The organism is Pseudomonas palleroniana (assembly GCF_003031675.1).
Taxonomy (GTDB): Bacteria; Pseudomonadota; Gammaproteobacteria; order Pseudomonadales; family Pseudomonadaceae; genus Aquipseudomonas; species Aquipseudomonas palleroniana.
This window is the reverse complement of sequence record NZ_PYWX01000066.1, coordinates 70873-96002: the sequence shown is the minus strand read 5'-3', so window position 1 is coordinate 96002 and position 25130 is coordinate 70873. Positions and strand designations below refer to the sequence as shown.

24 protein-coding genes and 2 tRNA genes are annotated in these 25130 nt (G+C 58.3%); 15 read left to right on the top strand and 11 right to left on the bottom strand.

The features are described 5' to 3' along the window. The 5 genes from C9383_RS22995 to C9383_RS22975 form a co-directional block, all read right to left on the bottom strand. Positions 1-245: HisA/HisF-related TIM barrel protein (locus tag C9383_RS22995; protein WP_249031092.1), on the bottom strand; the 245-nt coding region annotated here is incomplete at its 3' end. 39 nt (positions 246-284) lie between these two features. Further along, complete coding sequence (locus C9383_RS22990) at positions 285-542, bottom strand: DUF2164 domain-containing protein (RefSeq protein ID WP_060754613.1); 258 nt, start codon at positions 540-542, stop codon at positions 285-287. Further along, positions 543-1181: an imidazole glycerol phosphate synthase subunit HisH gene (gene hisH, locus C9383_RS22985; RefSeq protein WP_060754614.1), complete on the bottom strand. Its 639-nt coding sequence runs from the start codon at positions 1179-1181 to the stop codon at positions 543-545. After that, positions 1181-1774: an imidazoleglycerol-phosphate dehydratase HisB gene (gene hisB, locus C9383_RS22980; RefSeq protein ID WP_017849940.1), complete on the bottom strand. Its 594-nt coding sequence runs from the start codon at positions 1772-1774 to the stop codon at positions 1181-1183. Before hisB ends, hisH begins: the two co-directional genes overlap by 1 nt. A 272-nt stretch (positions 1775-2046) precedes the next feature. Next, positions 2047-3708 carry an OFA family MFS transporter gene (locus C9383_RS22975; protein ID WP_060754615.1) on the bottom strand — a complete coding sequence of 554 codons (1662 nt, stop codon included), beginning with the start codon at positions 3706-3708 and terminating at the stop codon, positions 2047-2049. A 327-nt stretch (positions 3709-4035) separates the two neighbouring features. On the opposite strand from C9383_RS22975, the gene C9383_RS22970 reads away from it, so the two are divergent. The 5 genes from C9383_RS22970 (at position 4036) to C9383_RS22950 (ending at position 8611) form a co-directional block, all read left to right on the top strand. Next, positions 4036-6252: an AsmA family protein gene (locus C9383_RS22970; RefSeq protein ID WP_090367372.1), complete on the top strand. Its 2217-nt coding sequence runs from the start codon at positions 4036-4038 to the stop codon at positions 6250-6252. Further along, the gene (gene mutY / locus C9383_RS22965) at positions 6249-7316 is read left to right on the top strand and encodes an A/G-specific adenine glycosylase (RefSeq protein WP_090367374.1); all 1068 of its coding nucleotides are present in this window, start codon (positions 6249-6251) and stop codon (positions 7314-7316) included. The genes C9383_RS22970 and mutY overlap by 4 nt, the downstream gene beginning before the upstream one ends. Further along, on the top strand, positions 7313-7585 hold the full coding sequence (locus C9383_RS22960) for an oxidative damage protection protein (RefSeq protein WP_060754618.1): 273 nt from the start codon (positions 7313-7315) through the stop codon (positions 7583-7585). The genes mutY and C9383_RS22960 overlap by 4 nt, the downstream gene beginning before the upstream one ends. 103 nt (positions 7586-7688) lie before the next feature. Further along, positions 7689-7764: transfer RNA gene (locus tag C9383_RS22955), tRNA-Phe, on the top strand. Positions 7765-7936: 172 nt separating this feature from the next. Beyond that, a complete protein-coding gene (locus C9383_RS22950) occupies positions 7937-8611 on the top strand; it encodes a hypothetical protein (RefSeq protein ID WP_090367376.1) in 675 nt (224 codons plus the stop codon). A gap of 19 nt (positions 8612-8630) precedes the next feature. Here the strand turns inward: C9383_RS22950 and C9383_RS22945 are convergent, their stop codons facing one another. Continuing rightward, the gene (locus C9383_RS22945) at positions 8631-10238 is read right to left on the bottom strand and encodes an ArnT family glycosyltransferase (RefSeq protein WP_090367378.1); all 1608 of its coding nucleotides are present in this window, start codon (positions 10236-10238) and stop codon (positions 8631-8633) included. 86 nt (positions 10239-10324) lie between these two features. Beyond that, on the bottom strand, positions 10325-11290 hold the full coding sequence (locus tag C9383_RS22940) for an arsenic resistance protein (protein ID WP_090367380.1): 966 nt from the start codon (positions 11288-11290) through the stop codon (positions 10325-10327). A gap of 173 nt (positions 11291-11463) precedes the next feature. On the opposite strand from C9383_RS22940, the gene C9383_RS22935 reads away from it, so the two are divergent. Continuing rightward, positions 11464-12384 (top strand): alpha/beta hydrolase family protein, encoded by a 921-nt coding sequence (locus tag C9383_RS22935; RefSeq protein WP_090367382.1) that lies wholly within the window; start codon positions 11464-11466, stop codon positions 12382-12384. Positions 12385-12454: 70 nt separating this feature from the next. Next, the gene (locus tag C9383_RS22930; protein WP_090367384.1) at positions 12455-12868 is read left to right on the top strand and encodes a hypothetical protein; all 414 of its coding nucleotides are present in this window, start codon (positions 12455-12457) and stop codon (positions 12866-12868) included. Between the two features lie 119 nt (positions 12869-12987). Here C9383_RS22930 and gabP read toward each other — a convergent pair whose 3' ends face one another. Then, positions 12988-14379, bottom strand: a complete 1392-nt coding sequence (gene gabP / locus C9383_RS22925; protein WP_060754624.1) for a GABA permease — start codon at positions 14377-14379, stop codon at positions 12988-12990. Positions 14380-14935: 556 nt separating this feature from the next. Here gabP and C9383_RS22920 point away from each other — a divergent pair. From C9383_RS22920 to C9383_RS22900, 5 genes are all read left to right on the top strand, one after another. Further along, complete coding sequence (locus C9383_RS22920; RefSeq protein WP_090367386.1) at positions 14936-15709, top strand: ABC transporter ATP-binding protein; 774 nt, start codon at positions 14936-14938, stop codon at positions 15707-15709. Positions 15710-15722: 13 nt separating this feature from the next. Next, complete coding sequence (locus C9383_RS22915; RefSeq protein WP_060754625.1) at positions 15723-16475, top strand: ABC transporter substrate-binding protein; 753 nt, start codon at positions 15723-15725, stop codon at positions 16473-16475. 72 nt (positions 16476-16547) lie between these two features. Further along, on the top strand, positions 16548-17243 hold the full coding sequence (locus tag C9383_RS22910) for an ABC transporter permease (protein ID WP_053253867.1): 696 nt from the start codon (positions 16548-16550) through the stop codon (positions 17241-17243). 38 nt (positions 17244-17281) lie between these two features. Continuing rightward, on the top strand, positions 17282-17971 hold the full coding sequence (locus tag C9383_RS22905) for an ABC transporter permease (protein ID WP_060754698.1): 690 nt from the start codon (positions 17282-17284) through the stop codon (positions 17969-17971). Next, entirely contained in the window at positions 17952-19139 is a 1188-nt protein-coding gene (locus tag C9383_RS22900) for a methyltransferase (RefSeq protein ID WP_090367388.1), read from the top strand. Before C9383_RS22905 ends, C9383_RS22900 begins: the two co-directional genes overlap by 20 nt. 240 nt (positions 19140-19379) lie before the next feature. On the opposite strand, the gene bcsQ is transcribed toward C9383_RS22900, so the two are convergent. Next, on the bottom strand, positions 19380-20285 hold the full coding sequence (bcsQ, locus tag C9383_RS22895; RefSeq protein WP_090367390.1) for a cellulose biosynthesis protein BcsQ: 906 nt from the start codon (positions 20283-20285) through the stop codon (positions 19380-19382). Positions 20286-20631: 346 nt separating this feature from the next. Here bcsQ and C9383_RS22890 point away from each other — a divergent pair, with 346 nt between their 5' ends. Both C9383_RS22890 and C9383_RS22885 read left to right on the top strand, forming a co-directional pair. Then, positions 20632-20865 carry a DUF2790 domain-containing protein gene (locus tag C9383_RS22890; RefSeq protein WP_090367392.1) on the top strand — a complete coding sequence of 78 codons (234 nt, stop codon included), beginning with the start codon at positions 20632-20634 and terminating at the stop codon, positions 20863-20865. 138 nt (positions 20866-21003) lie between these two features. Continuing rightward, positions 21004-21079, top strand: a tRNA-Thr gene (locus tag C9383_RS22885). Between the two features lie 891 nt (positions 21080-21970). Here the strand turns inward: C9383_RS22885 and C9383_RS22880 are convergent. Both C9383_RS22880 and C9383_RS22875 read right to left on the bottom strand, forming a co-directional pair. Next, on the bottom strand, positions 21971-22612 hold the full coding sequence (locus C9383_RS22880) for a phosphoribosyltransferase (RefSeq protein WP_090367394.1): 642 nt from the start codon (positions 22610-22612) through the stop codon (positions 21971-21973). Further along, the gene (locus C9383_RS22875; protein ID WP_090372270.1) at positions 22584-23501 is read right to left on the bottom strand and encodes a DNA-processing protein DprA; all 918 of its coding nucleotides are present in this window, start codon (positions 23499-23501) and stop codon (positions 22584-22586) included. The genes C9383_RS22880 and C9383_RS22875 overlap by 29 nt, the downstream gene beginning before the upstream one ends. 500 nt (positions 23502-24001) lie before the next feature. Between C9383_RS22875 and C9383_RS22870 the strand changes: the two genes are divergently transcribed. Further along, the gene (locus tag C9383_RS22870; protein WP_090367396.1) at positions 24002-24616 is read left to right on the top strand and encodes a hypothetical protein; all 615 of its coding nucleotides are present in this window, start codon (positions 24002-24004) and stop codon (positions 24614-24616) included. Positions 24617-25130: the final 514 nt, after the last annotated feature.

Genomic DNA, 25130 nt, shown 5'->3' with positions numbered 1-25130 from the left:
CCGCCGATCTGGATCGGCAGGTTCGGGTAGCGCTTGGCAATGGCGGTCACCACCTCGCCGTTGACCGGCTGGCCTTCGAAGGCCCCGTTCAGGTCCACCAGATGCAGGCGACGGCAACCCCCTTCCACCCATTTGGCGGCCATGCTCACCGGGTCATCGGAGAACACGGTGGAGTCTTCCATGCGGCCTTGGCGCAGACGTACGCAGGCGCCGTCCTTGAGATCGATAGCGGGGATAATCAGCATCTGGCAAACCTTATTCGATATTCAGCAATGCTTGGGAAGTCAGGGCTTCTCAAGCGACCACAGGTCGCTTTCGATGCTTTCGAACCTTTCTTTAAGGAGCGTCTGCGTGTCGAAAATCGCCCGGTTGTAATAGTGCGGCGCTACTTCGGTGGTGAACAGCTCAAGAATCTCGGCCACCTCAAACGAGCCCAGCGTGAGCTCGAAGCGGTCCTCCATGAAGACCTTGATCTTGTGGGTAGCCTCACGCTCCTGTTCGGGCGTGAGGTTCAGGATCGGCGGCCTGGGCTTCTTGGCCATTTACCAGCGACCATCCCACGCGGCGAAGTTCTGCAGCAATTGCAGGCCATGGGTGTGGCTCTTCTCCGGGTGGAACTGCACGGCAAAGCGCGAACCTTCGGCCAGCGCTGCGGCGAAGTCGACGCCGTAATGCCCGCCACCCACCACCTGGCGCGGGTCTCCGGCGGCAATGTAGTAGCTGTGCACAAAGTAGAAGCGCGCCAAGTCCGGAATGTTGTGCCACAGCGGGTGTTCCACTGTCTGGCTGACTTCATTCCAGCCCATGTGCGGGACTTTCAGGTGGGCGCCGTCTTCGTGCAGGTCCTTGCCGAAGAACTTTACCTGGCCGGGGAACAAGCCGATGCAGTCAACGCCATCGTTCTCTTCACTGCGATCGAGCAAGGCTTGCATGCCCACGCAGATGCCGAGGAACGGGCGATCCTGGCTGACTTCACGCACCAGGCTGTCAAAGCCCAGGCGGCGGATCTCAGCCATGCAATCGCGGATCGCGCCCACACCAGGGAACACCACCCGGTCAGCTTCGCGAATCACCTTGGCATCGCTGGTGATCAGTACCTTGCCGGCGCCTACATGTTCGAGGGCCTTGGCCACCGAGTGCAGGTTACCCATGCCGTAATCGATAACCGCGACCGTCTGCATTACAGGACGCCCTTGGTCGAGGGCATTTGCCCGGCCATGCGCTCATCCAGCTCCACGGCCATGCGCAGGGCGCGGCCGAAAGCCTTGAACACGGTTTCGATCTGATGGTGGGTGTTGGTGCCGCGCAGGTTGTCGATGTGCAGGCTGACCAATGCGTGGTTGACGAAGCCCTGGAAGAATTCCTGGAACAGGTCGACATCGAAGCCGCCCACGGTGGCGCGGGTGTAGGGCACGTGCATCTGCAGGCCTGGGCGACCGGAGAAGTCGATGACCACGCGCGACAGCGCTTCATCCAGCGGCACATAGGCGTGACCGTAGCGACGGATGCCTTTTTTGTCGCCGATGGCTTTGGCAAAAGCCTGGCCCAGCGTGATGCCCACGTCTTCCACTGTGTGGTGGTCGTCGATATGCAGGTCGCCCTTGCTGACGATATCCAGGTCGATCAACCCATGACGGGCGATCTGGTCCAGCATGTGCTCAAGAAAAGGGACGCCGATATCAAATCGGGCCTTTCCGGTGCCATCCAGGTTGATCGAGGCTTTGATCTGGGTTTCCAGAGTATCGCGCTCGACGGACGCCTTACGTTCGGCCATCACCAACTCCGCAAAATCATTGGGCGAAAAAGGCAGCCATTATAGGGGTGCGGGCGCTAAACAGAAACATCGAAGGGGACAAGACTGACGAGTTGAAGCGAGGATAGACATGTGCATACATGTGAAAGCCTGTAGTGAGCGGGCTCGCCCCGCGCTGGGTGGCGCAGCCGCCCCAAACCCAGGCACCGCGGTTTTCCTGAAACACCGCGACGTCCTTGTTGGGGCGGCTGCGCCACCCAGCGCGGGGCGAGCCCGCTCACTACAAGGCTGTATCAGTGGAACAGGACTGCGGTTTTCTGCAGGGTCACCCACACACCCCACGCCAACGGAATGCCCACTACCAGCCACGCGGCGATGGCCAACGGCACGCTACCGGACGCTGCCTTCCACTCCAGGGAAGTGGTGGCATCCGCGCCCTTGTCATGGCCCAGCGCCTGTTCGGCGGCCAATTCGGCGTCGGTCATGAAGTACTTGTCGGCCACCGGACGTACCAGCATGTTGCAGATAAAGCCCAGCACCAACAGCCCGGCGAGGATGTACAGGGTGATGTCGTAGGCCGCAGCGCGCTCAACACCGATGCTCAACTGATACTCACGCAGGTAGTTCACCAGCACCGGACCCAACACGCCCGCCGCGGCCCAGGCGGTCAGCAGGCGACCGTGGATCGCGCCGACCATCTGGGTGCCGAACAGGTCGGCCAGGTAAGCCGGAACCGTCGCGAAACCACCGCCGTACATCGACAGGATGATGCAGAACGCCGCCACGAACAGCGCCACGTTACCCAGGTGCCCCAGGTTCGGAATCAGCGCATACAGGGCAAAGCCCAGGGCGAAGAACACAAAGTAGGTGTTCTTGCGGCCCAGGTAGTCGGAGAACGACGCCCAGAAGAACCGGCCACCAATGTTGAACAAGCTCAACAGCCCCGTGAAACCGGCCGCGATCGCCGCAATGGAAGCCAACTGCCCCGCATCCAACTGACCGAACGGCACATCGACACCCAGCAACTTGCCGCCAAACACTTCCTGCAACAGCGGCGAAGCCATGCCGAGGATGCCGATACCGGCGGAAACGTTCAGGCACAGCACCAGCCATACCAGGCGGAACTGCGGGGTTTTCCAGGCCACGTTCACATGGACATGACGGTGAGTGATCATCGCATTGCTGGCTTTTTTCGCCGGAGCGGTCCAGCCCTCAGGCTTCCAGCCGGTCGGCGGGACGCGGTACGACAAGGCGCCACCAATCATGAACACGAAGTAAATCGCCGCCATCACCAGAAAGCTCTGCCAGACGCCTACGCTGGTTGGCGACGCAAAGTGGCCCATCAGCGCCGCAGCCAGCGGTGCACCGACCATCGCGCCGCCGCCGAAGCCCATGATTGCCATGCCGGTCGCCATGCCGCGTTTGTCCGGGAACCACTTGATCAGGGTCGATACCGGCGAGATGTAGCCCAGGCCCAGGCCGATGCCGCCAATGACCCCGGAGCCGATCCACATCAGCCAGATCTGGTGGGTATAGATACCCAACGCCGAGATCAACAGGCCGCCGCACCAGCACAGAGCCGATACAACGCCCGCCTTGCGTGGCCCGGCGTGCTCCAGCCAGCCACCCCAGATCGCTGCCGAGCAACCCAGGAAGATGAAGAACAGCGTGTAGATCCAGCCCAGCATGGAGATGGGCCAGTCACATTGGGATGAGAAGACTTGGGCAATAAAGCTCATGTCCGGCGCGCAGGCGACCGGCGCGGTGATGCCAAGCGCCTTGGACAGCGGCAGCCAGAACACCGAGAAACCGTAGGCCATGCCGATGCACAGGTGAATGGCCAGGGCGGCCGGCGGAACCAGCCAGCGGTTGAACCCTGGCTTGGCGATGATGCGTTCCTTGGACAGGAACGCAGGCTGCGCGACAGTACTACTCGTCGCAGTGCTAGTGCTCATTGGTGTTTCCCCCAGTTATTGATTGTTGTTCGTCGGGCGCTCTCTCACTCGGCCTTACACGCAAAGCGATGGCCGTTTTTGTTGAGGAGAAGCTCCTTAAGGGCGCGACGCAGTGTCGCAGAAGGCAGACGAACCCGCGCAGATTAGCACCTGCGGATGACAGAAAAACCAAACTGATATCACCTTTTTCGCAATAACTGTATTTTTTGGCGCCAAAATCCCGTTTCACAGGGTCTAGATACAATGTAACGATCCGTGAACTGACGAGAGCCTGCGGGCGTTATACTCTTCGGCTAAATTTTGAATTCGACATACAAGGACTCGCCCATGAAAGCGTTCGGCAAAATCCTGGGTCTGGTACTTCTCGGGCTGTTGCTGATCATTGTGGCCCTGGGCTTCGCCCTGACCCACCTCTTCGATCCCAACGACTACAAAGACGAGATTCGCCAGATTGCCCGCGACAAGGCCCACATCGAGCTGACGCTCAATGGCGACATCGGCTGGAGCCTGTTCCCCTGGCTGGGCCTGGAACTGCACGAAGCCAGCGTCGCCACCCTGACCAACCCGACCAATCCATTCGCCGACCTGCAGATGCTCGGCCTGTCGGTGCGTGTGTTGCCGCTGCTGCGTCGTGAAGTGCAGATGAGCGACGTGCGCGTCGAGGGCCTCAACCTGCGCCTGAACCGCGACAAGCAAGGCCACGGTGACTGGGAAGACATCGGCAAGAACGTGCCTGTGACGAGCGCCGACGCCCCGGTTCCCGCTCCCGTGCAAGCACCTGCCGAGCCGGAGCCTGAAAAACCGCCGAAGCCGATCCGCCTGGACATCGACAGCCTGACCATCAACAACGCCCGCGTTGAATACAACGACGAGCAGACCGGCAAGCAGTTCAGCGCCGAAAGCATCCAACTGAGTGCCGGCGCCGTCCACGAAGGCGCCAGCATCCCGCTGAAACTCACCGCATTCCTGGGCACCAGCCAACCGCTGATGCGCGTCAAGACCGAGCTCACCGGCAACCTGCGCATCCAGAACGCCCTCAAACGCTATCAGCTCGAAGACATGCGATTGAGCGGCGAGGCCACCGGCGAGCCGTTGCAGGGCAAGACCATGACCTATTCCACCCAGGGTCAGGTGCTGGTGGACCTGGCGGCCAATATCGCCGAATGGACCAACCTTAAACTGTCCGCCAACCAGTTACGCGCGCTGGGTGAACTCAAGGTCAACGACCTGAACAAAACCCCGCAGCTCAACGGTGCCCTGTCCATTGCCCAATTTGACCTGGCCAAGTTTCTCGAAAGCGTCGGCCACCCACTGCCGGCGATGGCCGAGGGCAGCCTGAGCAAGGTCGAACTGGTCAGCCGCCTCAAGGGCACGCCTACCAGCGTGGCCCTGGAAGACCTGAACCTCAAGCTGGATGGCAGCACCTTCACCGGTCGCGTTGCCGTGGATGACTTCGCCAAGCAGTCCCTGCGCGTGCAGCTCAAGGGCGATACCTTCAATGCCGACAACTACTTGCCGCCTAAATCCGAGTCCGCCAAAGGCGCCGCCGCCGCACGCCAGGCCGAAGTCCAGAACAGCGAAATGGGCGCCATGGCCGCCGGTGGCACCACACCGCTGCCGGACGCCCCGACCAAAGGCGCCTGGAGCACCGACAGGCTGCTGCCGCTGACCCGCCTGCGCACCCTGGATGTGAACGCCGACCTGGCCTTCGGCCAACTGACCCTGAGCAAGCTGCCGATCCAGAATGCTGCACTCCAAGCCTCCGGCATCGACGGCCAACTCAAGCTCGACAACCTGAGTGGCGGTCTCTACAACGGTACGTTCCAAGCCAACGGTACGCTGGATGTGCGCCAGGACATCCCGGTCGTGGCGCTGCAAACCCATATCAAGCAAGTGCCGGTCGAACGCATCCTGCAAGCCCAGGGGCAAAACCCGCCGGTGAAAGGCCAGGTCTCCCTGGACAGCAACCTCACAGGCCGTGGCAACAGCCAGAAAGCCCTGGTCGACAGCCTCAACGGCACCGCCAGCTTTGTGATCAACAACGGCATGCTGCTCAATGCCAACCTTGAACAGCAACTGTGCACCGGCATCGCCCTGCTCAACCGCAAGACCTTGAGCAGCACCCCACAGGGCAAGGACACGCCCTTCCAGGAACTGCGCGGCAACCTGACTTTCCGTAACGGCGTGGCCAGCAACCCGGACCTGAAAGTGCGCATCCCGGGCTTGACGGTCAACGGCAACGGTGACGTCGACCTGCGCGTACTGGGCATGGACTACCGCGTCGGCATCATCGTCGAAGGCGACAAGCGCGACGTTCCGGACCCGGCCTGCCAGGTCGGCAGCAACTTCCAGGGTATCGAAGTACCGCTACGCTGCCGTGGCCCGCTGGAGTTGGGCGCCAAGGCCTGCCGCCTGGACAAGGATGGCTTGACCCAGGTGGCGCTCAAGGCGGCCGGCAACAAGCTCAGCGACAAGCTTGAAGAGAAGCTCGACAAGGTCAACCCACAGTTGAAAGACGCCCTGAAAGGCCTGTTCAAACGATGAGAAACGAGCAATTTTCACAGGCGGTGCTCGACTGGTACGACCGCCACGGGCGCCATGACCTGCCCTGGCAACAGGGCATCACGCCTTACCGGGTGTGGGTCTCGGAGATCATGCTGCAGCAGACCCAGGTCAGCACGGTGTTGAACTACTTCGATCGTTTCATGGCCTCGCTGCCGACGGTCGAGGCCCTGGCCGCCGCGCCGGAAGACGAGGTGCTGCACCTGTGGACGGGCCTGGGTTACTACACCCGTGCCCGCAACCTGCAGAAGACCGCCAAGATCGTCGTCGCCGAATACGGCGGCGAATTTCCCCGCGATGTCGAAAAACTCACCGCGCTGCCCGGTATCGGCCTGTCCACCGCCGGCGCGATCGCCAGCCTGAGCATGGGCCTGCGCGCCCCGATCCTCGACGGCAACGTCAAACGCGTGCTCGCGCGCTTTACCGCGCAAGAGGGCTACCCCGGCGAACCCAAGGTCGCCAAGCAACTGTGGGCTACCGCAGAGCGCTTTACACCGCATGACCGGGTCAACGCCTATACCCAGGCGATGATGGATATGGGCGCCACGCTCTGCACGCGCAGCAAGCCAAGCTGCCTGCTGTGCCCACTGGAAAAAGGCTGCGAAGCCCACATGCTCGGCCTGGAGACGCGCTACCCGGTCCCCAAGCCGCGCAAGACCATCCCGCAAAAGCGCACACTGATGCCGCTGCTGGCCAACACCGAAGGCGCGATCCTGCTTTACCGACGCCCGTCCACGGGCCTGTGGGGCGGTTTGTGGAGCCTGCCGGAGCTGGATGACCTGGAAGACCTGGACCACCTCGCCAACCAGCACGCGCTGGCGTTGGGCAAGCAGCAGCCACTGCCCGGGCTGATCCACACCTTCAGCCACTTCCAGCTGGCCATCGAGCCGTGGCTGGTGCAGGTTGAGGAAACCGTCCATCACGTGGCCGAGGCCGACTGGCTCTGGTATAACCTCGCCACCCCGCCGCGCCTGGGCCTCGCCGCCCCGGTCAAAAAATTGCTGAAGCGCGCGGCCGATGTATTGAACGCAGGAGAGTCGTCATGACCCGCACCGTAATGTGCCGCAAGTACAAAGAACAACTGCCGGGCCTGGAACGCCCACCGTATCCGGGCGCCAAGGGCCAGGATGTGTTCGATCACGTGTCTGCCCAGGCATGGGCCGACTGGCAGAAACACCAGACCCTGCTGATCAACGAAAAACGCCTGAACATGATGAACGCCGAAGACCGCAAATACTTGCAGGGCGAAATGGACAAGTTCTTTTCCGGCGAAGATTACGCCAAGGCCGACGGCTACGTGCCACCTGCTCAATAACTGATCAAAAACCGGGGTCGGAACGTAAGCGACGGTAATAATTAAATATTTTTTGAAAACTTGCTTGACGACCCCCTGAAAAACCCGTTTAATGCGCCCCGTTGCCCAGATAGCTCAGTCGGTAGAGCAGGGGATTGAAAATCCCCGTGTCGGCGGTTCGATTCCGTCTCTGGGCACCACTAATACCGAAAAACCCCAAGCGAAGATGATTCCTTGGGGTTTTTTATTGCCCACGATTTAACGCCGGCTGGACGAACTCAGGGCCACGCCGGACTGCCCCAAATTGAAGCTTGTTTATCGTGCGGCTCAATCGTCTAGTTTTTACATTTCTGGCTGCAAGGTAGTGATTTCATGACCCGGTATTTGTCCTGCGCGCTGTTACTGCTGACTGCACTGCTCAGCGGATGCGCCACGCAAATGGATGTTTCGATCAACGCAACGCCTGATCCGGACTATCACTTTGATCGAGAGGCAACCGTACTGGTGACGACCTCCGTTGGCGGCAATGCGCAGAACACGCTCAATGCGCGCTACTACCTTCGAGACATGGTCAGGGCCATGAAGGACCAGGGCTTTCGCAACGTGTTCACTGACACCACCCTGCCTCAGAAACCTGCACCGATCAGAATGACCGTCACGCTCGATGTCGACAGCCGCCAGGTCACTTACCGCTACACCGCCACCGAGTACGGCCAGGTGCCGACCAGCACTACCACTGAGTGCAAGAAGAGCAAGAAAAAAGACGATCAACTGACCTGCACCAGCAAACCCAATACCACCTATGGCCCAGTGGGCACCTCGGAGCGAACCGGCTACACCACGCTCACCACGTTCACCGCCACGGCTCGGGACGAAGCGAGCCGGCGCGCGGTGTATGTGCTTCGGGCAACGTCCTACAACGAGGATTGCCAGGCGGCCAAAGTCGAGGCGTTCCTGGTTGAACAGGGTTTGCAGAACCTGAATTTTCAGGATCGCGTGCAACGCAACTACACCGTGAAGATGCCGGAGGGCTACCAGTGCAAGTAGCCTGCACTGGTTCCGCGGTTTAATTGAGCAAAAACACCATCAACGGATTGTCATTCAAGCGCCCTTCGAAGCTGGGCGCCAGTTGCTGCACCGGCGTGCCCTTCAACAGCGCAGTCTCTTTACGCGAGACAATCACCCAGGATGGACGCGGCAACGCGTTCAACTTCTCAAGCTCGTTACGCCCCACGAACAGCGGCTGCTCATCGTGGTCCAGGTTCATCATGTAGCGTATGGCCCAGGTGTCCCGCGCCAGATCGACAAACACCAACGGGCCGGGCTGCGATACCCGAAGTGTTTCTACCTGGCTGACGAACCGCTGCGTATCGAATTGCAGGTCCTTGGCCGGCTCGATCACCGCCACCAGCAGCAGCCATTGCGCCGCCAGCGCGATCACACTGAGCGACACCAACCTCAGCTCCCGCCGCCAGGCCACCAGGGCCGCCACTTGAAGAATGACCAGCACACCGATCAGCAGCGGCAGCGAAACATCAGGCCAGTAACCGTGCTTTTGCCATACCTGTCGACAGACGAAGAGCACAACCACGCCCAAGGCCGGTAGCGCTGCGACAAGCCATTCATAACCGCGACGTACACCCACCAACCAATTTTGCGCGTGAAGCAGCCCATAGGCGGCGACAGCGGCAAACATCGGCACCATTGGCAGGATGTAGTAAGCACGCTTGAAGTGTGGCACCGACAGGCCGAGCAAAATCATCAAGCCACACGCGCCCAGGCGCCAAAAAAGCTGCATGTCCTCATTCGCCCAGCGCTCAGACCAACGCTGACGCAGCACAATCAAGGTCGCCAGCGCCATCGGCACCACAGGGAAGTAGCGATACAAACTCAGCTTGAAGTAGAAATAAAACGGCTCGCCCGACTCATCAAGACGGCCACCCACCTGCATTTTGAAAACTTCATCGGCAAAGGCATCGCCGCCACTGATACGTGCCAGCTTCATCAGCAGCCACCAGCACGCCGCAAGCAGCACCAACCCGACAACGCCGTGGACCAGCACCTGCTTGACCCTCTCGCCTGGCCGAGCCAGCGCCCAATACACGCACACCACCCCGCACACCTCGATCAACCCCAGCGGCCCGCGAATCGCGAAGCCCAGGACGAACAGCGGGAACACCGCCAACTGCCGCACCCGCGAACCCAGACGCTCGCCGCTGTGCAGCAGATAAAAACTGCCGACGCACAACAACGCGACCATCTGGTCCAGGCAGACCGAGCGGGATTTTTCCAATAACTGGGTCGTGAGCAGCGTCAGCAACACCGTGAGCAACGCCCAAGGACGGCCAGCAGGCGCCAGCAAGCGGTAGATCAGGGCGACCACACCTGCCGAGGCGAGCGCCGTAGGCAGCACATTCGCCAAGTGATTCGGCGCACCAAACAACCGGGCAAACACAAAACTGAAGAAAGTCGCCGTGCCGGGGTAATCCGCATACGGCTGACCATAGGTAGTAGGGAAAAGGCTCGCACCATGGCGAAACATTTCCTGCATAAACAGCGCCCAACGCCCATCAAAACCCTGGGGCTGCTGATCCCAGATCCCTAGGGTGAATAGCAGTAAGGCGATCAGAAAAATGCCCAGGGACTCCAGGCGAAAACGACTGCGGTGGTCCATCGATTGTCCTTTCAGGTAGGGTGCGCCGACTTATGGTGCCGCAGCCCGTCCTGAATGACGCCTGAACAAAACCCAACATTCACGCTTTACCGATTGGCGGGCCACACCCACCGTGGCACCAGGCGAATGTAGATCAGCTCCCCCACCAACTCGACCAGTGTTTGCAGGATGACTGCCGTTGCGGCAATACCTCGCACCTCTTCGGGCAGAGCCAACGCCAGGGGCAGCACCACCAGCGAATTGCGGGTCGATGCACTGAAGGTCACCGCCCGCGCCGTCATCGCGGGCAAAGCGAACAACTTCGATGCAAACGCGCCCATCAGCGGCGCCAATAACAGGAAGCCCAGGTAGACCGGAACCACCGGCAACAACAGGCCGATATCGCGCACCACTGCGCTGATCTGCCCGCCGATCACCACAAACAGCACCAGCGCCATCGCCGGCACCGGCAGCCAGGCCCAGGCATTGCTCCACGCGCCGACAATCTTGGAGCGGCGCGCCAGAGCCGTGGTCAGCACCGCAAGGATCATCGGCGCCACGATCAACCCCAGGAATGCCTCGACAAACGGCCCCACCGCCACTACCCCCTCGAACTGCGCGCCCAACAGGAAACTCAGGTAAACCGGCAGCAACACCAACTGCAGCAACAACAGCAGCGGCGTCGCCGCCAGCATTGACCGCGAATCGCCCTTGCCGATATGGGTAAACACCACCACGTAGTCGATGCACGGCGTGAGCAGCACCAACAGCGCCCCCACCAGCAACCCCGGGTGCTCCACCAGGCCACGCGTCAACGCCCATACGAGCAATGGCACCAGGACGAAATTGGCCAGCAACAATGCCCAGAGGAAGCGTTTGTTGATCAAGCCCTGGCGCAGGTCCAGAAACGGAATTTGCAGGAACATCGCATACATCAGCACCGCAATGGCGGGCATGACCAGCATGCCAAGCCCTTGGGCGGCCACGGGCGCGAGCAAGCCGAAGCAGGCAGCCAGCAGGACCGCCGCAAAGTACACAGGAATCTGGTGATGTTCGAGGGTGTCGCGGGTCATGGGCCAACTCTGTTCAATCAACACGATCGCAAGCCTGGGCGGCCGACGCGATACACCGAGCATACCGGCACTTTCTGCACGCATGGCAGGTTAAATTTGGTAATTTCGGCTTCTTATAAAAAAGCGCATGAGTCTTCAGGCTTACCCTACAAGCGCATGGATTGAGGCAACCGATGAACCTGCCGACCCGACCTGCCCCGGAAACCTTTCGACAAGCTGCCGCCGACGGCTACCTTATCGGCGGCTTCACCTGGCGGCACATCCGTACCGACCCAACACGCCCGGTGGTCATCATCAACGCTGCCACGTCCGTGCGCTGCCGCCATTATTCACGCTTTGCCGACTATCTGTTTGCCAATGGCTTGGACGTCATCACTTACGACTATCGCGGCATCGGCGAATCCAGGGACGGCTCCCTGCGCGGCTTCAAGGCCTCTTGGTCAGATTGGGGCGTGCTGGATTTCGAGGCAATGCTGCAACGGGCTCAGCGAGAATTTCCCGGGCAACCGATTGATGTGGTCGCCCACAGTTTCGGCGGTTGCGCTGCCGGACTGGGGGCATCGGGAGCGGTGATTCGGCGGGTTGTCACGGTAGGCGCGCAGTTCGCCTACTGGCGCGATTATCACGCAAGCGAACGCTGGCGCATGCTTGCCAAATGGCATGTGGCGATGCCCTTGCTGACGGCACTGTGCGGTTACTTCCCCGGCAAGCGTCTGGGCTGGTTGGAGGACACGCCGACGGGCGTGGTGAAGGATTGGGCCACACCGACCTCGAGTTACGAAAGACGCCCCAGCGGTCGCATCCTGGGTGAGCTGCCATTTAGCCGCGTGAAGGCGCGGATACTGGCCATCAGCATGACCGACGACCCGTTTGGCACCGTGGCGGCCATCGAACGGTTACTGGGCTATTTCAACAACAGCGAATGTACTCACTGGCGGATTGCCCCCGAAAATATCGGCGAGAAAAACGTCGGACATTTCGCGTTCTTCCGTAGCGAGTACCAGAACCGACTATGGCCCATCGCACTGGCGTGGCTACAAAAAGGCGAGATGGCAGACGGTACGCCCGGGCACCGAGTGACGGAACGTACGTAGATTCCCTTGGGATTTCACCCAACCTGCGCTTCAATACCCGACCCCGATCCTGAACCAAGGACGCAAGCCCATGGCTTCGCCAAACAAACAGCAAAAACGTGCCCACCGGGCAAAGGCCAAGGCCAAGCAAAACCGCACCCAACGCGCCGTCGCGGCGAAGCCGGATGCGTTCGCCGGCGATGACAGCCGTATCGACCTTGAATCGGTGGATTTGACCGAGCTGTTTGTTGAAATGCGCACAGCCGGTGAAATCAGCCAGCAGGCGCTGTGTGCGGCATTCCTGTCGCACCCTTTGCTGGCACTGGTGCTGGAGCAGGAAGGCGAAGAGGAAGCCACCGATTTTATCCTGGCGGCGCTGATCGAGTATCGGCAGTGGGCCACGGACAGCGATGACGAAGCGGCGGCGCTGGCGTGGATCGAATCGTCAGAGTTCCAGGCCGATTACGTGGCAGCCTCCCAAGCGCTCGCGAACTCGGAAGGCTGACGCAGAACGAAATGTGGGAGGGGGCTTGCTCCCGATAGCATCAGGTCTGTCAGAGTATCTGGCACTGACACACCGCTATCGGGAGCAAGCCCCCTCCCACATTTTTGTTCTGCGGCGTGTCAGTTCAGTACTGCAGCACCCACTCTTTGAGCCTTGCGACGGCTTGCCACAACCAACCCCGCCAACACCACCAACAAGCTCAAGATGCCGGTCGCGATAATCTCGACCCGATGCGCTTCCTGGAACAGCATGACGGTCAACGTACCGACGATGAACACCATCACCGCGTAGGTCAGGCCCGGGAACAGCCACATTTTGAAGGCGATCTTCTCGCCCGCCGCCGTGCGCTTCTGGCGCATGCGCAGTTGTGACACCGCAATAACCAGGTACACCAGCAACGCGATGGCACCGGAACTGGCCAGCAGGAACTCGAACACTGCCGCCGGCGCCACGTAGTTGGCAAACACCGCCAGGAACGCCGCGCCAGTGGACAGCAACACCGCCCAGTAAGGCGTGCCGCTTTTGTTGGTGCGCTTGGATACAGCCGGCGCATCACCGCGACGCCCCAGGGAGAACAGCATGCGCGAGGCGGTGTACAGCGCCGAGTTCAGGCAACTGGTCACCGCAACCAAGACCACCAGGTCGACGATCAACTTGGCATTCGGGATGCCCATGCGCTCCAGCACCGTCTGGTAGGAACCTACCGCCGCCAGAGTCGGATCGTTCCATGGCACCAGGGATACGACGATAAAAATCGACAACAGATAGAACAAACCAATCCGCCAGATCACCGAGTTGGTGGCCTTGGTGATTTGTTGGCCGGGGTTCTTCGATTCAGCCGCCGCGATGGTGACGATCTCGGTGCCCATGAACGAGAACATCGTCGTCAGGATGGCCGCCAAGACTGCGCCGATGCCATTAGGCATGAAGCCCTGGGTGTCGAACAGGTGCGAGACGCCACTGACCTGGCTGGTTGGCAGGAAACCGAAAACCGCCGCCAACCCGAGGATCACGAAGCCGACGATCGCCACCACTTTGATCAGTGCAAACCAGAACTCGAACTCACCGTAGTTCTTCACGCTGAACAGGTTGGTCGCCGTCAGCAGCAAGGTGATGATCAGGGTAAACGCCCAGATTGCCACGCCGGGGAACCAGGCATGAAGGATGGTCGCAGCGGCGTTGGCCTCCAGCGGAATCACCAGCACCCAGAACCACCAGTACAACCAGCCGATGGTGAAACCGGCCCAATGGCCGATCGCACGGTCGGCATAAGTGGAAAACGAACCGGTGTCCGGCGACGCAACGGCCATTTCGGCCAACATGCGCATCACTAATACCACCAGCGTACCGGCCGCCGCGTAGGCCAATAGCACGGCCGGGCCGGCTGCAGCGATCGCATGGCCAGAGCCGACAAACAAACCGGCACCAATAACGCCGGCAATCGACAGCATGGTGACATGACGCGGTTTGAGCCCCTGTTCGAGGTCATTGGAGCTTTGCGTACTACTCATTGACACACCTTTGCGAGGAATTGCGAAAACGGTCGGTCCCGCCTGCAGTCTTTCTCGTGAAAAGAAACCAACGGGGCGTTCTTTATTTTTTACGCAAGATTTGCGCCAAAATGTTACAAAGCCGCGATTGACGCGGGCTGTAGGACGATTCAACAACCGACGCAAGTCATTGAGAACAATGGCATTCCGCTATAGCGTTACCGTGCGACCCACTTTCAAGACGAACAAACGCACCAAAAGCACACACAAAAAGTACGTGACGCCTCATAAAAGGGCTGATAAGCACCGTTTGCCCGGTTAACCCTTCCAACACCCGCCCAAAGCTGGCACCATCGCGCCCTTTTTTACGCGAAGCCTGTGGATTTACCGGGTTCAAACGTCTGTCAGGTTGTAGATGGCGCGACACGCTGCTGTGCCGATGCGACACCCTGCCGCAGACCACCCGTTAACCGCCCGCAGCGCTGTTGGCTGCCATCCGAACGCTATGCTAGCTTGGCGCCTCGCCAGGAAGGCGGCCCAACAGCGTCGAACGCAACGAACACAATGAGGACCGCACATGGCTGAGGCCACGCCCGCGCTTGAAATCCGCAACTTGCATAAACGCTATGGTGAGCTGGAGGTACTTAAAGGTATCTCGCTGACCGCCCGCGACGGCGACGTGATCTCGATCCTGGGTTCCTCCGGTTCCGGCAAGTCCACCTTTTTGCGCTGCATCAACCTGCTGGAAAACCCCCATCAGGGCCAGATCCTGGTCGCCGGTGAGGAACTCAAGCTCAAGGCCGCGAAAAACGGCGAGCTGATGGCTGCCGACGGCAAACAGATCAACCGCCTGCGCAGCGAAATTGGTTTTGTGTTTCAAAACTTTAATCTGTGGCCGCACATGAGCATCCTCGACAACATCATCGAGGCGCCCCGCCGCGTGCTCGGCCAGAGCAAGGCTGAAGCCATTGAAGTGGCCGAAGCCCTGCTGGCCAAGGTCGGCATCGCCGACAAACGCCACGCTTACCCTGCGCAACTGTCCGGCGGCCAGCAGCAACGGGCGGCCATTGCGCGCACCCTGGCGATGCAGCCCAAGGTCATCCTGTTCGACGAGCCGAACTCGGCCCTTGACCCGGAAATGGTTCAGGAAGTACTTAATGTGATCCGCGCACTGGCCGAAGAAGGCCGCACCATGCTGCTGGTCACCCATGAAATGGGCTTTGCCCGCCAGGTGTCCAGCGAAGTGGTGTTCTTGCACCAGGGCCTGGTCGAAGAACAAGGATCGCCACAGCAGGTGTTTGAAAACCCGCTTTCGGCACGCTGCAAACAATTCATGTCCAGCAACCGCTAACGGAGCAACATGCATGCAGAACTATAAAAAATTCCTTCTGGCCGCGGCCGTCTCGATGGCGTTCAGCGCCACAGCCATGGCGGAAACCCTGAAGATGGGGATCGAAGCGGCCTACCCGCCCTTCAACAATAAAGACGCCAGCGGCAACGTCGTGGGCTTCGACAAAGACATCGGCGACGCCCTGTGCGCCAAGATGAAAGTCGAGAAGTGTGAAGTGTATGTCTCCGACTGGGACGGCATCATCCCGGCCCTGAACGCCAAGAAATTCGACTTCCTGGTGTCTTCGCTGTCGATCACCGATGAACGCAAGCAGGCCGTCGACTTCACCGACCCGTACTACTCCAACAAGCTGCAATTCATCGCGCCGAAAGCCACTGCGGACTTCAAGACCGACGCGGCATACCTGAAGGGCAAAACCATCGGCGCACAGCGAGCGACCCTGGCCGGTACTTACCTGGAAGACAAGCTGCCGGACACCACCGCCAAGCTGTATGACACCCAGGAAAACGCCTACCTCGACCTGACGTCCGGGCGCCTGGACGGCATCCTCGCCGACAAGTACGTGCAATACGAATGGCTCAAGAGCAAAGACGGTTCGGCCTACGAGTTCAAAGGCGACCCGGTTGTAGAAAGCGACAAGATCGGTATCGCCGTACGCAAGGGCGACCCACTGCGCGAGCGCCTGAACAAAGCCCTGGCGGAGATCAAGGCAGACGGCACCTACAAGAAGATCAACGACAAGTACTTCCCGTTCAGCATCGAATGACCTGAACGACTTGCCCGGCGTGCTCAGCGGAGCACGCCGGCTTTAAGCTCTGCCTTGCGATATGAAAACACCATGAATTTCGATCTCTACGGATTCGGCCCGGCACTTGCCGCCGGCGCGCTGATGACCGTCAAACTGGCGCTCACGGCCCTGTGCCTGGGGCTGGTGCTGGGCCTTGCCGGCGCCTTGGCCAAGACGTCCCCGTACAAGCCGCTGCAATGGCTTGGCGGCGCTTACTCGACCATCGTCCGCGGTATTCCCGAATTGCTGTGGGTGCTGCTGATTTATTTCGGCACGGTCAACCTGATGCGTGCCCTCGGTGAGTTCTTCGGTAACCCCGACCTTTCTCTCAGTGCCTTTGCCGCCGGGGTGATCGCCCTCGGCCTGTGCTTTGGCGCCTACGCCACGGAAGTATTCCGTGGCGCGATCCTCGCCATTCCCAAGGGCCACCGCGAAGCGGGTGTGGCGTTGGGGCTGTCGAAGTTCAGGATTTTCACCCGCCTGATCATGCCGCAGATGTGGCGCATCGCCCTGCCCGGCCTGGGCAACCTGTTCATGATTCTGATGAAGGACACTGCACTGGTTTCGGTGATCGGCCTGGAAGAAATCATGCGCCACGCCCAGATCGGCGTGACCGTGACCAAGCAGCCGTTCACCTTCTTCATGGTCGCGGCATTCATGTACCTGGGCCTCACCGTGCTGGCCATGACCGGCATGCACTTTCTGGAAAAACGCGCCGCCCGCGGCTTTGCAAGGAGCACCCAATGAGCGGCGACTACAGCTGGCTGGCGTATTTCGACCTGGGCCTGAACTGGGCCGTGATCATCAAGTGGCTGCCCAAGCTCGCCCAGGGCGCCACCCTCACGCTGGAACTGGTTGCTATCGCGGTGATTGCCGGCCTGCTGCTGGCGATCCCGCTGGGCATCGCCCGTTCCTCGCGCCGCTGGTACGTGAGCGCCCTGCCCTACGCCTACATTTTCTTCTTCCGGGGCACGCCCCTGCTGGTGCAGTTGTTCCTGGTCTATTACGGCTTGGCACAGTTCGATACGGTCCGTGAGAGCGTCCTCTGGCCCTACCTGCGCGATCCGTTCTGGTGCGCCACGGCGACGATGACCCTGCACACCGCCGCTTATATCGCCGAGATCCTGCGCGGCGCGATCCAGGCCATCCCGCCGGGTGAGATCGAAGCGGCACGCGCCCTGGGCATGTCCAAGCCCAAGACGTTGTTCTACATCATCCTGCCCCGCGCCTCGCGCATCGGCCTGCCGGCGTACAGCAACGAAGTGATCCTGATGCTCAAGGCCAGTGCCCTGGCCAGTACCGTGACCTTGCTGGAACTGACGGGCATGGCGCGTACGATCATCGCCCGCACCTACTTGCCGGTGGAGATCTTCTTCGCCGCCGGGTTGTTCTACCTGCTGATGGCTTACATCCTGGTGCGCGGCTTCAAACTGCTCGAACGCTGGTTGCGCGTCGATGCCTGCCAGGGACGCTGAGGCCCGTTTCAAAGCGCTGGATGCGTTTCTGGTCGAGCATCAAGGGCTGTGGCGACCACGGCCCTTTACACACCTGCAATTACCCTGGGAAGCCGCGCATCCCGAGTTGGCCCACTGGCTTCGCCAACGCTCGTTGGCGGATGCCGAAGCCAGCCACAACCACGCCCACGCGTTAGCGGCGCCTGCGCCTTTTCCACAGTTGGCGGAGCGGGCATTGCGCCTCAGTGCAGTGGACGAGTTACCCAAACGCGTACTGGAGCCGGCCCGCCACCGCCTGAACGTCGACGTGCCCGGCCGCAAATGGCAGCAGATCGAAGCCTTCGGCGCCGCATTGCAATTCACCGAAACACCTGGCCACTGGCTGGACTGGTGTGCCGGCAAAGGTCATCTCGGCCGTCGCCTGCTGCAACCCGGCCAGCAACTGACTTGCCTGGAATACGACCCGGCATTGATTGCTTCAGGCCAGGCGCTGAGCGAGCACCACCGATTGCCGGTCACGCATCGCCTGCAAGACGTGATGGCGGATGTGACACTCAGCCCCGCCCACACGCCCATCGCCTTGCACGCCTGCGGCGACTTGCACGTGCGCCTGTTGCAACTGGCCAGTGCTGCCGGCTGCAAACAACTGGCGCTGGCGCCCTGCTGCTATAACCGCATCAATGGCGAGCACTACCAACCGCTATCGAGCGCCGGCCGTACGTCAGGCCTGCGCCTGTCAAAAGATGACCTGGGCCTGCCATTGAGCGAAACCGTCACCGCCGGCAATCGCGTGCGCCAACAACGTGACACCTCCATGGCTCGACGCCTGGGCTTTGATCACTTGCAACGCCAGTTACGCGGCCACGACGACTACTTACCCACCCCCTCGCTGCCCGCCAGTTGGCTGGGCAAATCCTTCGCCGACTACTGCCGGGAACTGGCGAATCTCAAGGGCTTATCCACAGGTGAACAGGATTGGGCTGCACTGGAGGCCGAGGGTTGGCGCCGCCTGGCACAGGTACGCAACCTGGAATTGGTCCGAGGCTTGTTTCGACGCCCGCTGGAAATGTGGCTAGTGTTGGACCGGGCGCTCTATCTGTCGGAACAGGGCTACAAGGTCGAGATAGGCAGCTTCTGTGAGCCCGCCCTGACCCCACGCAACTTGATGGTGCTGGCCGAGCGCGATTAAGGGGCAAAATTTCCTACATGCCCCTGTGGATAACTCTGTTGATGAATTCTTTACAGAGGCTGTTCCCATCAGCGCTGCAGGCCAAAAGGCACGCTGGTCATTTTTTGTTCACAAAATAAAATGCACACAAAACAGGCAGTTGCAGCGTGTTGAGAACCGCTCCACAAAATGGCCGTCGCCTGACAGCCGCAACCAACCGATTGTGCATAAGCATCTGGCATTAAGCCTATAAAGCGCGCTTTATGGTTTCTTTTTCGGTGCCTTCAATGCCAGGCAAATCTCATTGATATCGTCTCCGGCCAGCCGCTTGGCTGCGCTGTCCAACGGGTCTGCCGCAAAGGCCAGCGCCTCGTTGATTGCCACGTCACGATGTACTTCAAATGGTGGGGACTCCAGGCGCTGCTTGAAGGCCTCGACCATGTCCAGGCCGAAGGCATCACTCTCGTCCACCTGATTGACCACTACATGCACAGAGGGTGGGCGAGAGCCCTCAAGATGGGGCGCCAGCAGTTGGTCAAAATGCTCCAGAGTGGCAAGACACGCAGCATCGGGATGAACCACCAGCAGCACCACGTCGGCAACGCTCAGCGCTTGATGGAAGTAGACATTATTACCGGCAGGCGTATCGATGATCAGCGTTTGCCGCTCGCTCAGGCCCAGGGACGCGAGACGCTGCGCCAACCAACCGGGTTCATGCTTGAGCCAACGCTCCAGGTTTTCCTGCTGCTGGAAATCGATATCGCCAAAGGTAATCACCTGGCAACCGGCGAAGCTGGGCTGTTGCAAAGCCCCCCACTGCCCATGCTCCAGACTGGTGCGGCCAATACCGGGTAACGCCGCACTGACGCCGAAGTGATGATGCAAGGCATTTTGCGGGTCCAGATCCAGCGCCACCACTGACTCACCATGACGCTGCAAGCCACTGCTCAAGGCCGTGGCCAACGTGCTGCGCCCAACGCCGCCATTGATAGACACCAGCGCCACGACCTTGGCGCGCACAACCGCGATATCGGCGGGCGGGGAATGTGAGTGGGTGTTTTCGTCGCCAGGCACACTGCCAAAAAAGTGCATCCGCGCATTAATGCCTTGGGCATCGTGGCTGACATCTTTGCCAAATAACGCCAAAAGTTCTTCGCTGAGGCTCATAGCCTTCTCCTCACGACGCAGCTTAAAGACGTGAAGTTCGGCAAGCAGGCACTAGCCGCAGGTCTTTTTTATAGGCGTCCCGGTGAATGCATTCTGGGTCAGGCACAGAAAAGTGTCATTATTTTGATGTTTTAGCAGATTATTTTTCGGACGAACGGCTTTAAGTCAATTAAATGGCTTTCCAGCCACATACTGCCCCTTCCCCCTTCAGCCCTCCTTCGTATCGGCAAGTACATAAATATTCAGCCAATACACAACGAGACAAAACCCGAGATCGACGACACAGACCAGATACCTCCCAGGCGCTCAATGACCTCACCCCATCACTGACCCTGAGGACACCACGATGAACCCCAACAACTGGAAACCCCTGATCGCCGCCGCCCTGCTTGCACTGACCGCCACCGCACACGCCGGCGCAACCCCCAAGCCAGACATCCAGCGCGTACTCTCCACCAGCGAAGACTCCCGCTCGGGATGCGGCATAGTGAACGCGCGAATGACCTATCTCGACTCAAAGAACCAGACCCGGGTGTTGGAGTACATGAAATTCACGGACAACTGTGGCGATGGCAACTGAGCTGATTTGACGGCCCCGGAGCACGACTCGCCGCAATTAAAATACGGCCTGCTCAAAAAAACCTCTGTATTTGCAAAAATAGTCAGAATTCAGGGGTTTACAGATGCCTGCCAATCGCTATAATCGTCGCCCTAACACGCCGGTATAGCTCAGTTGGTAGAGCAACTGACTTGTAATCAGTAGGTCCCGGGTTCGACTCCTGGTGCCGGCACCATATAGAACAACGACTTAGGCTCACCTTCTGGTGGGCCTTTTTCGTTTTAGGCTTGCATGATTGGGAATTTTCCCCGTTCATTCCCCGTTTTTCTAAAAAGCTAGTGATTCCTCACTCGTCAACTATGCGCACAACGATCGACCTCACACAAACGCCCCCCCCTGACGCCATCACTATCCCGGAGTGGGCAGACGCCTCCAAATTTGGCGACTGATATGTCGCGCCCATCAAAAATTTTAGGAATTAGCTGGAACGGATGCGAAACAAGCGATCGAGGTTCTTCAGAAAGATCTAAAGAACAATTAGGAAAAAGGGCTTACGACTGTCAACGTAGATGCTCTAAATCAGTATCTCGAACAACTCAAAGGACATGCGATGCAAAACGCCGGTTCTCCAGAGACACTTCTTCGAGATGCGGAGCATTCGCATCAATGGGATATTGAAATGGTGAGGTCTGGCTGGGAAGCTGGCACTAACGCCCTGAAAACATGTTTCTTGGTATCAGGTGGCTGCGCGGCAGCGCTACTCGCATTCGCCGGGTCTGCTCGGTCAGCATTAAAGACTGAGGGGGCTTGAAGCTCTTGCATTGACCAGGGCATTGCTTGGTTGGACGCTTTTCGCCACAGGGATAGCGACCGCCATTACCTACCTAGCGCAGTATTTTTTTGCTGATCGATTGAAGTGGCATGAGAAAGCCGGGGATGTATGCAGTGGTCTGCCGCATCTTTAGTCATGGCGTCCTATGTACTGATACTTCTCGCGTATCTTCAGGCTGGCAAAATGTTGTCGATGTTCAACATCGTTCCGGCAATCCCAGTCAGTTGAAGCAGTTGAGCTGACGCCCCACTGGAGTAGGGCGGCACGCACTTGATTTAATGAATAACCTTTCGGTTACAAAGCAGCTAGCCAGTCATCCAACTCACTGGGCGGCCAGATCGTTTTGGCAAGAAATAAACCGACTACCTGTGTCCGAATTCCAGCTCTTTCAACTAAAATCTTGGCCGCCTTGAAGGATGCCCCCATTGTGATCACGTCATCCACTACCACAAGGTTTTCCTTGATGGGTAATACCAAGGCGGCTTGGTTGACCGACATGTAAGACGCAATTTGTTCTGGACTGAGGCGCTCCCCTTCATGCTGGCTAGTCCTTGCTCGATCTTGTAAGAGCAATTCGCGGATGTCCAATTGAGGAGTATTACGGGCCATGCGCCTTAACACCTTCAGCATACGATCATCGTAGTCCTGATGGCCGATTGGCTTGGAGCATGGCATGGGCATGAAGGTAGAATTTAATGCTGAAGCAGTGAGATTCAGCTCCGCAGATAGTAGGTCGCCCCAAAATTCAATAGCTTTACGCTTGTAGTAAAGCTCATTCTCGGATGAGGTGGGCCGCTTTTTCAAGTTCAGAATTTGTTGATTTCCCTGACTTATTTTGAATCCGCCGCCAGATGTGTATTCCAAAAAATGGTAGCAATAATCCCCGTCATCCAAATATCGATAGCTGTCATTGTCTAGCTGTATTGGCCTGGTCATCCGTGAGTAATCCGATTATGTCAGAGACGTTTTGTACGCGAATAGCTCCGAGCTTTTCAAATCTAGCCGGCCAGTTTAGTTCTGGATTTCTGAAGCAACTTTCTAGGATGAAAAGTTTCCTTTTCTGCGCTAGAGCCGCTCTTGCTTGCACAAGCGTTCCAGATGTATTCCCGGCTTCTACTATGATTGTCGCTTGAGTAAGCGCGGACATCGTTACATTTCTTGCAGGAAAGAAAAGACGATTGGTCTTATAGTTTTGATCTTTGTATCTTAAGAATGGGACTTGAGATATAACAAGGTGCTGCTGAGCAATATGCTTCTGTAAGTCCATATTTTCTTTTGGATAGTAGTCGTTTAGCGGTGTGCCGATGACTGCTACTGTGTTACCTCCCGCTGCGAGGGCGGCTTTATGGGCAGCTGTGTCTATACCCTTCGCTAGACCTGATACTACTGTAAACCCACTTTTCACCAATTTGTGAGCAATTAGTCCAGCGTTGAAAGCACCCTCGTCTGTAGGGCTTCGCGTTCCAACAATTGCTACAGAGTCTGTTTCTACCAGTTCCCAGTTACCTTGGTAGTACAGGACTTCTACAGGATGGTCTGCATCGCGTAGCTTCTGTGGGTACTCGCCGGCGCCATGAACTCGGATGCCGGTGGATGAAAGAGCTTCCTCGCCAATTACCCTTTTGAGGTTTTCGAGGGTCTCGGCAATACGATCCGCATCGACTAAATCCGAGGGGATAGCGCCAGGATTGTTCCGGAAAAGATCTGCGAGGTTCGCAAACCAAGCGCCTTGGTTTTGCCAAAGCGATTCGTAGGCACACATTTCCTCAAGAGGCGAGATAGGCCTCGAGTTGAAAATTTTTGTGTGGGCGACATTGGTGGTCATGTATGGGGCTTCTATAGCTCTATGCAGCATGGGCACTCCTTTGCCAGATGGAAATCTGGTCCTCAGCAGCGTTGGGCTCCACCGAAGTGGCCTCCAGCATGCTTGATATGTTCAATGTACGCGACGTCGCCCCCGTAGTCATCAGTGAGGGCAAATTACGAATATTTGGAGGTGATTTCCTTCACGAGGGTTCCCAGTTTTCGCTCGATGGGAAAAGCGAAGGGCGGTAGGTGCAGGAGAGGCATCTGGATTTTGTGCATCACGAACGTCGCTCGGCATGTGAAACTACCCTGAGTAGGGAAGCGATGAGCTCCTCTCATCAAGCACTTGCGCCAGAAAGAAGGCTAAAAGGTAATGTCACAAGTGAACACGTATGTCCTACACCCCTTCTTGGAGGCATGTTGAATGCGTCTAGGTGCTCAGAGGCATAAGAGCCCTACCCCACCGTAAGCTCGATGATGAATTGGTTACAGGCTAAAATTTTTAATTAGAGTGAAACTATGGAATATAAATATTTTAACAAGACCCCGCTATGGATGATTGTTCTGGTGTCGACTGTAGGAGTGTTCGCGCTTATTCCTATAGCTAATTTATTAATAGTTGGATACAACAACCTTACCTTAGGAGTGCAAACTGGACTAAGCCTTTCAGAGTTAGGTCAGATGGGCGATTTTTTTGGTGGGCATACTTCTGCATTCTCAGGAGCACTGTCGCTTATCGTAGTATTGTTTTTCACCTTCCATCAAGCAAAGCAGCAGCGAGAGTTCTTCTTGGCTCAGAAAGCTGAAGCAGCACAAAACTCAGATCGCCAGTTTTTCCTTGATGGGATTAATCTAGTTACCCAATGGGAAATGAAGTCATCAGGAGCAGATCAATGTATGCGCCTCCTGGACTATTACAGTCGGCTGGCGCTTGAATCTGCTGATCGAGAACTGTTGTTAATCTTGAATACAGTTATAACTGCACAGATTCGCAAAAATCTAGAAGGGAAGAATGGTAGTTTCAGAGCGACTAACTATCCGTACGCTTGCGAGGCTGTAGAAAAAATCCGCACTCTTCGCGAGGCAGACTCGAGAGCTCACAAGGCAAAACGTAAAGAAAATTTGAGGCCTTGAGACCTATCCACCCTTTGGGTTGCCCCAAAGGGTAGGTCCTCGACCGTCACCTTCCATAGTTTGGGAAGGTATAGGAGTTGCCAGTTTGTCGTCACGGGACGAGCGTGTTGACACTATCCGGCAAATGGTTGTCCGCGGTCAAGCCAGTGGCACCTTTCCTTAGAGGTCGCTTTTGACGGCTAGGGTAAATTCATCCGCGGTGAACCCGGCTAGCGGTATTGGCCATCCAGAAATGAAGGCCTGAGTCGATACGACAAAAATGGTCTGCTTCAAAGTTGATTAGCTAAAGACAAAAGCCCTGTCAGTAGCAGGGCTTTGAGGTCAACGTCAGCTCACAAGGAGTTTGGCGGGAGAGTCATCGAGGACGGGTTGATTGGCGCAATATTGTAGCGTTCAGGCTGAACTGCCCCAGATTTCACGAGGCGATCATAGCGATCATTGATTGCTGAAAGGCGTTGGGATCTCTCCCCCGAACGGATTACCGACTCGCGTTCAAGCGCTTCAGCTGTACGGT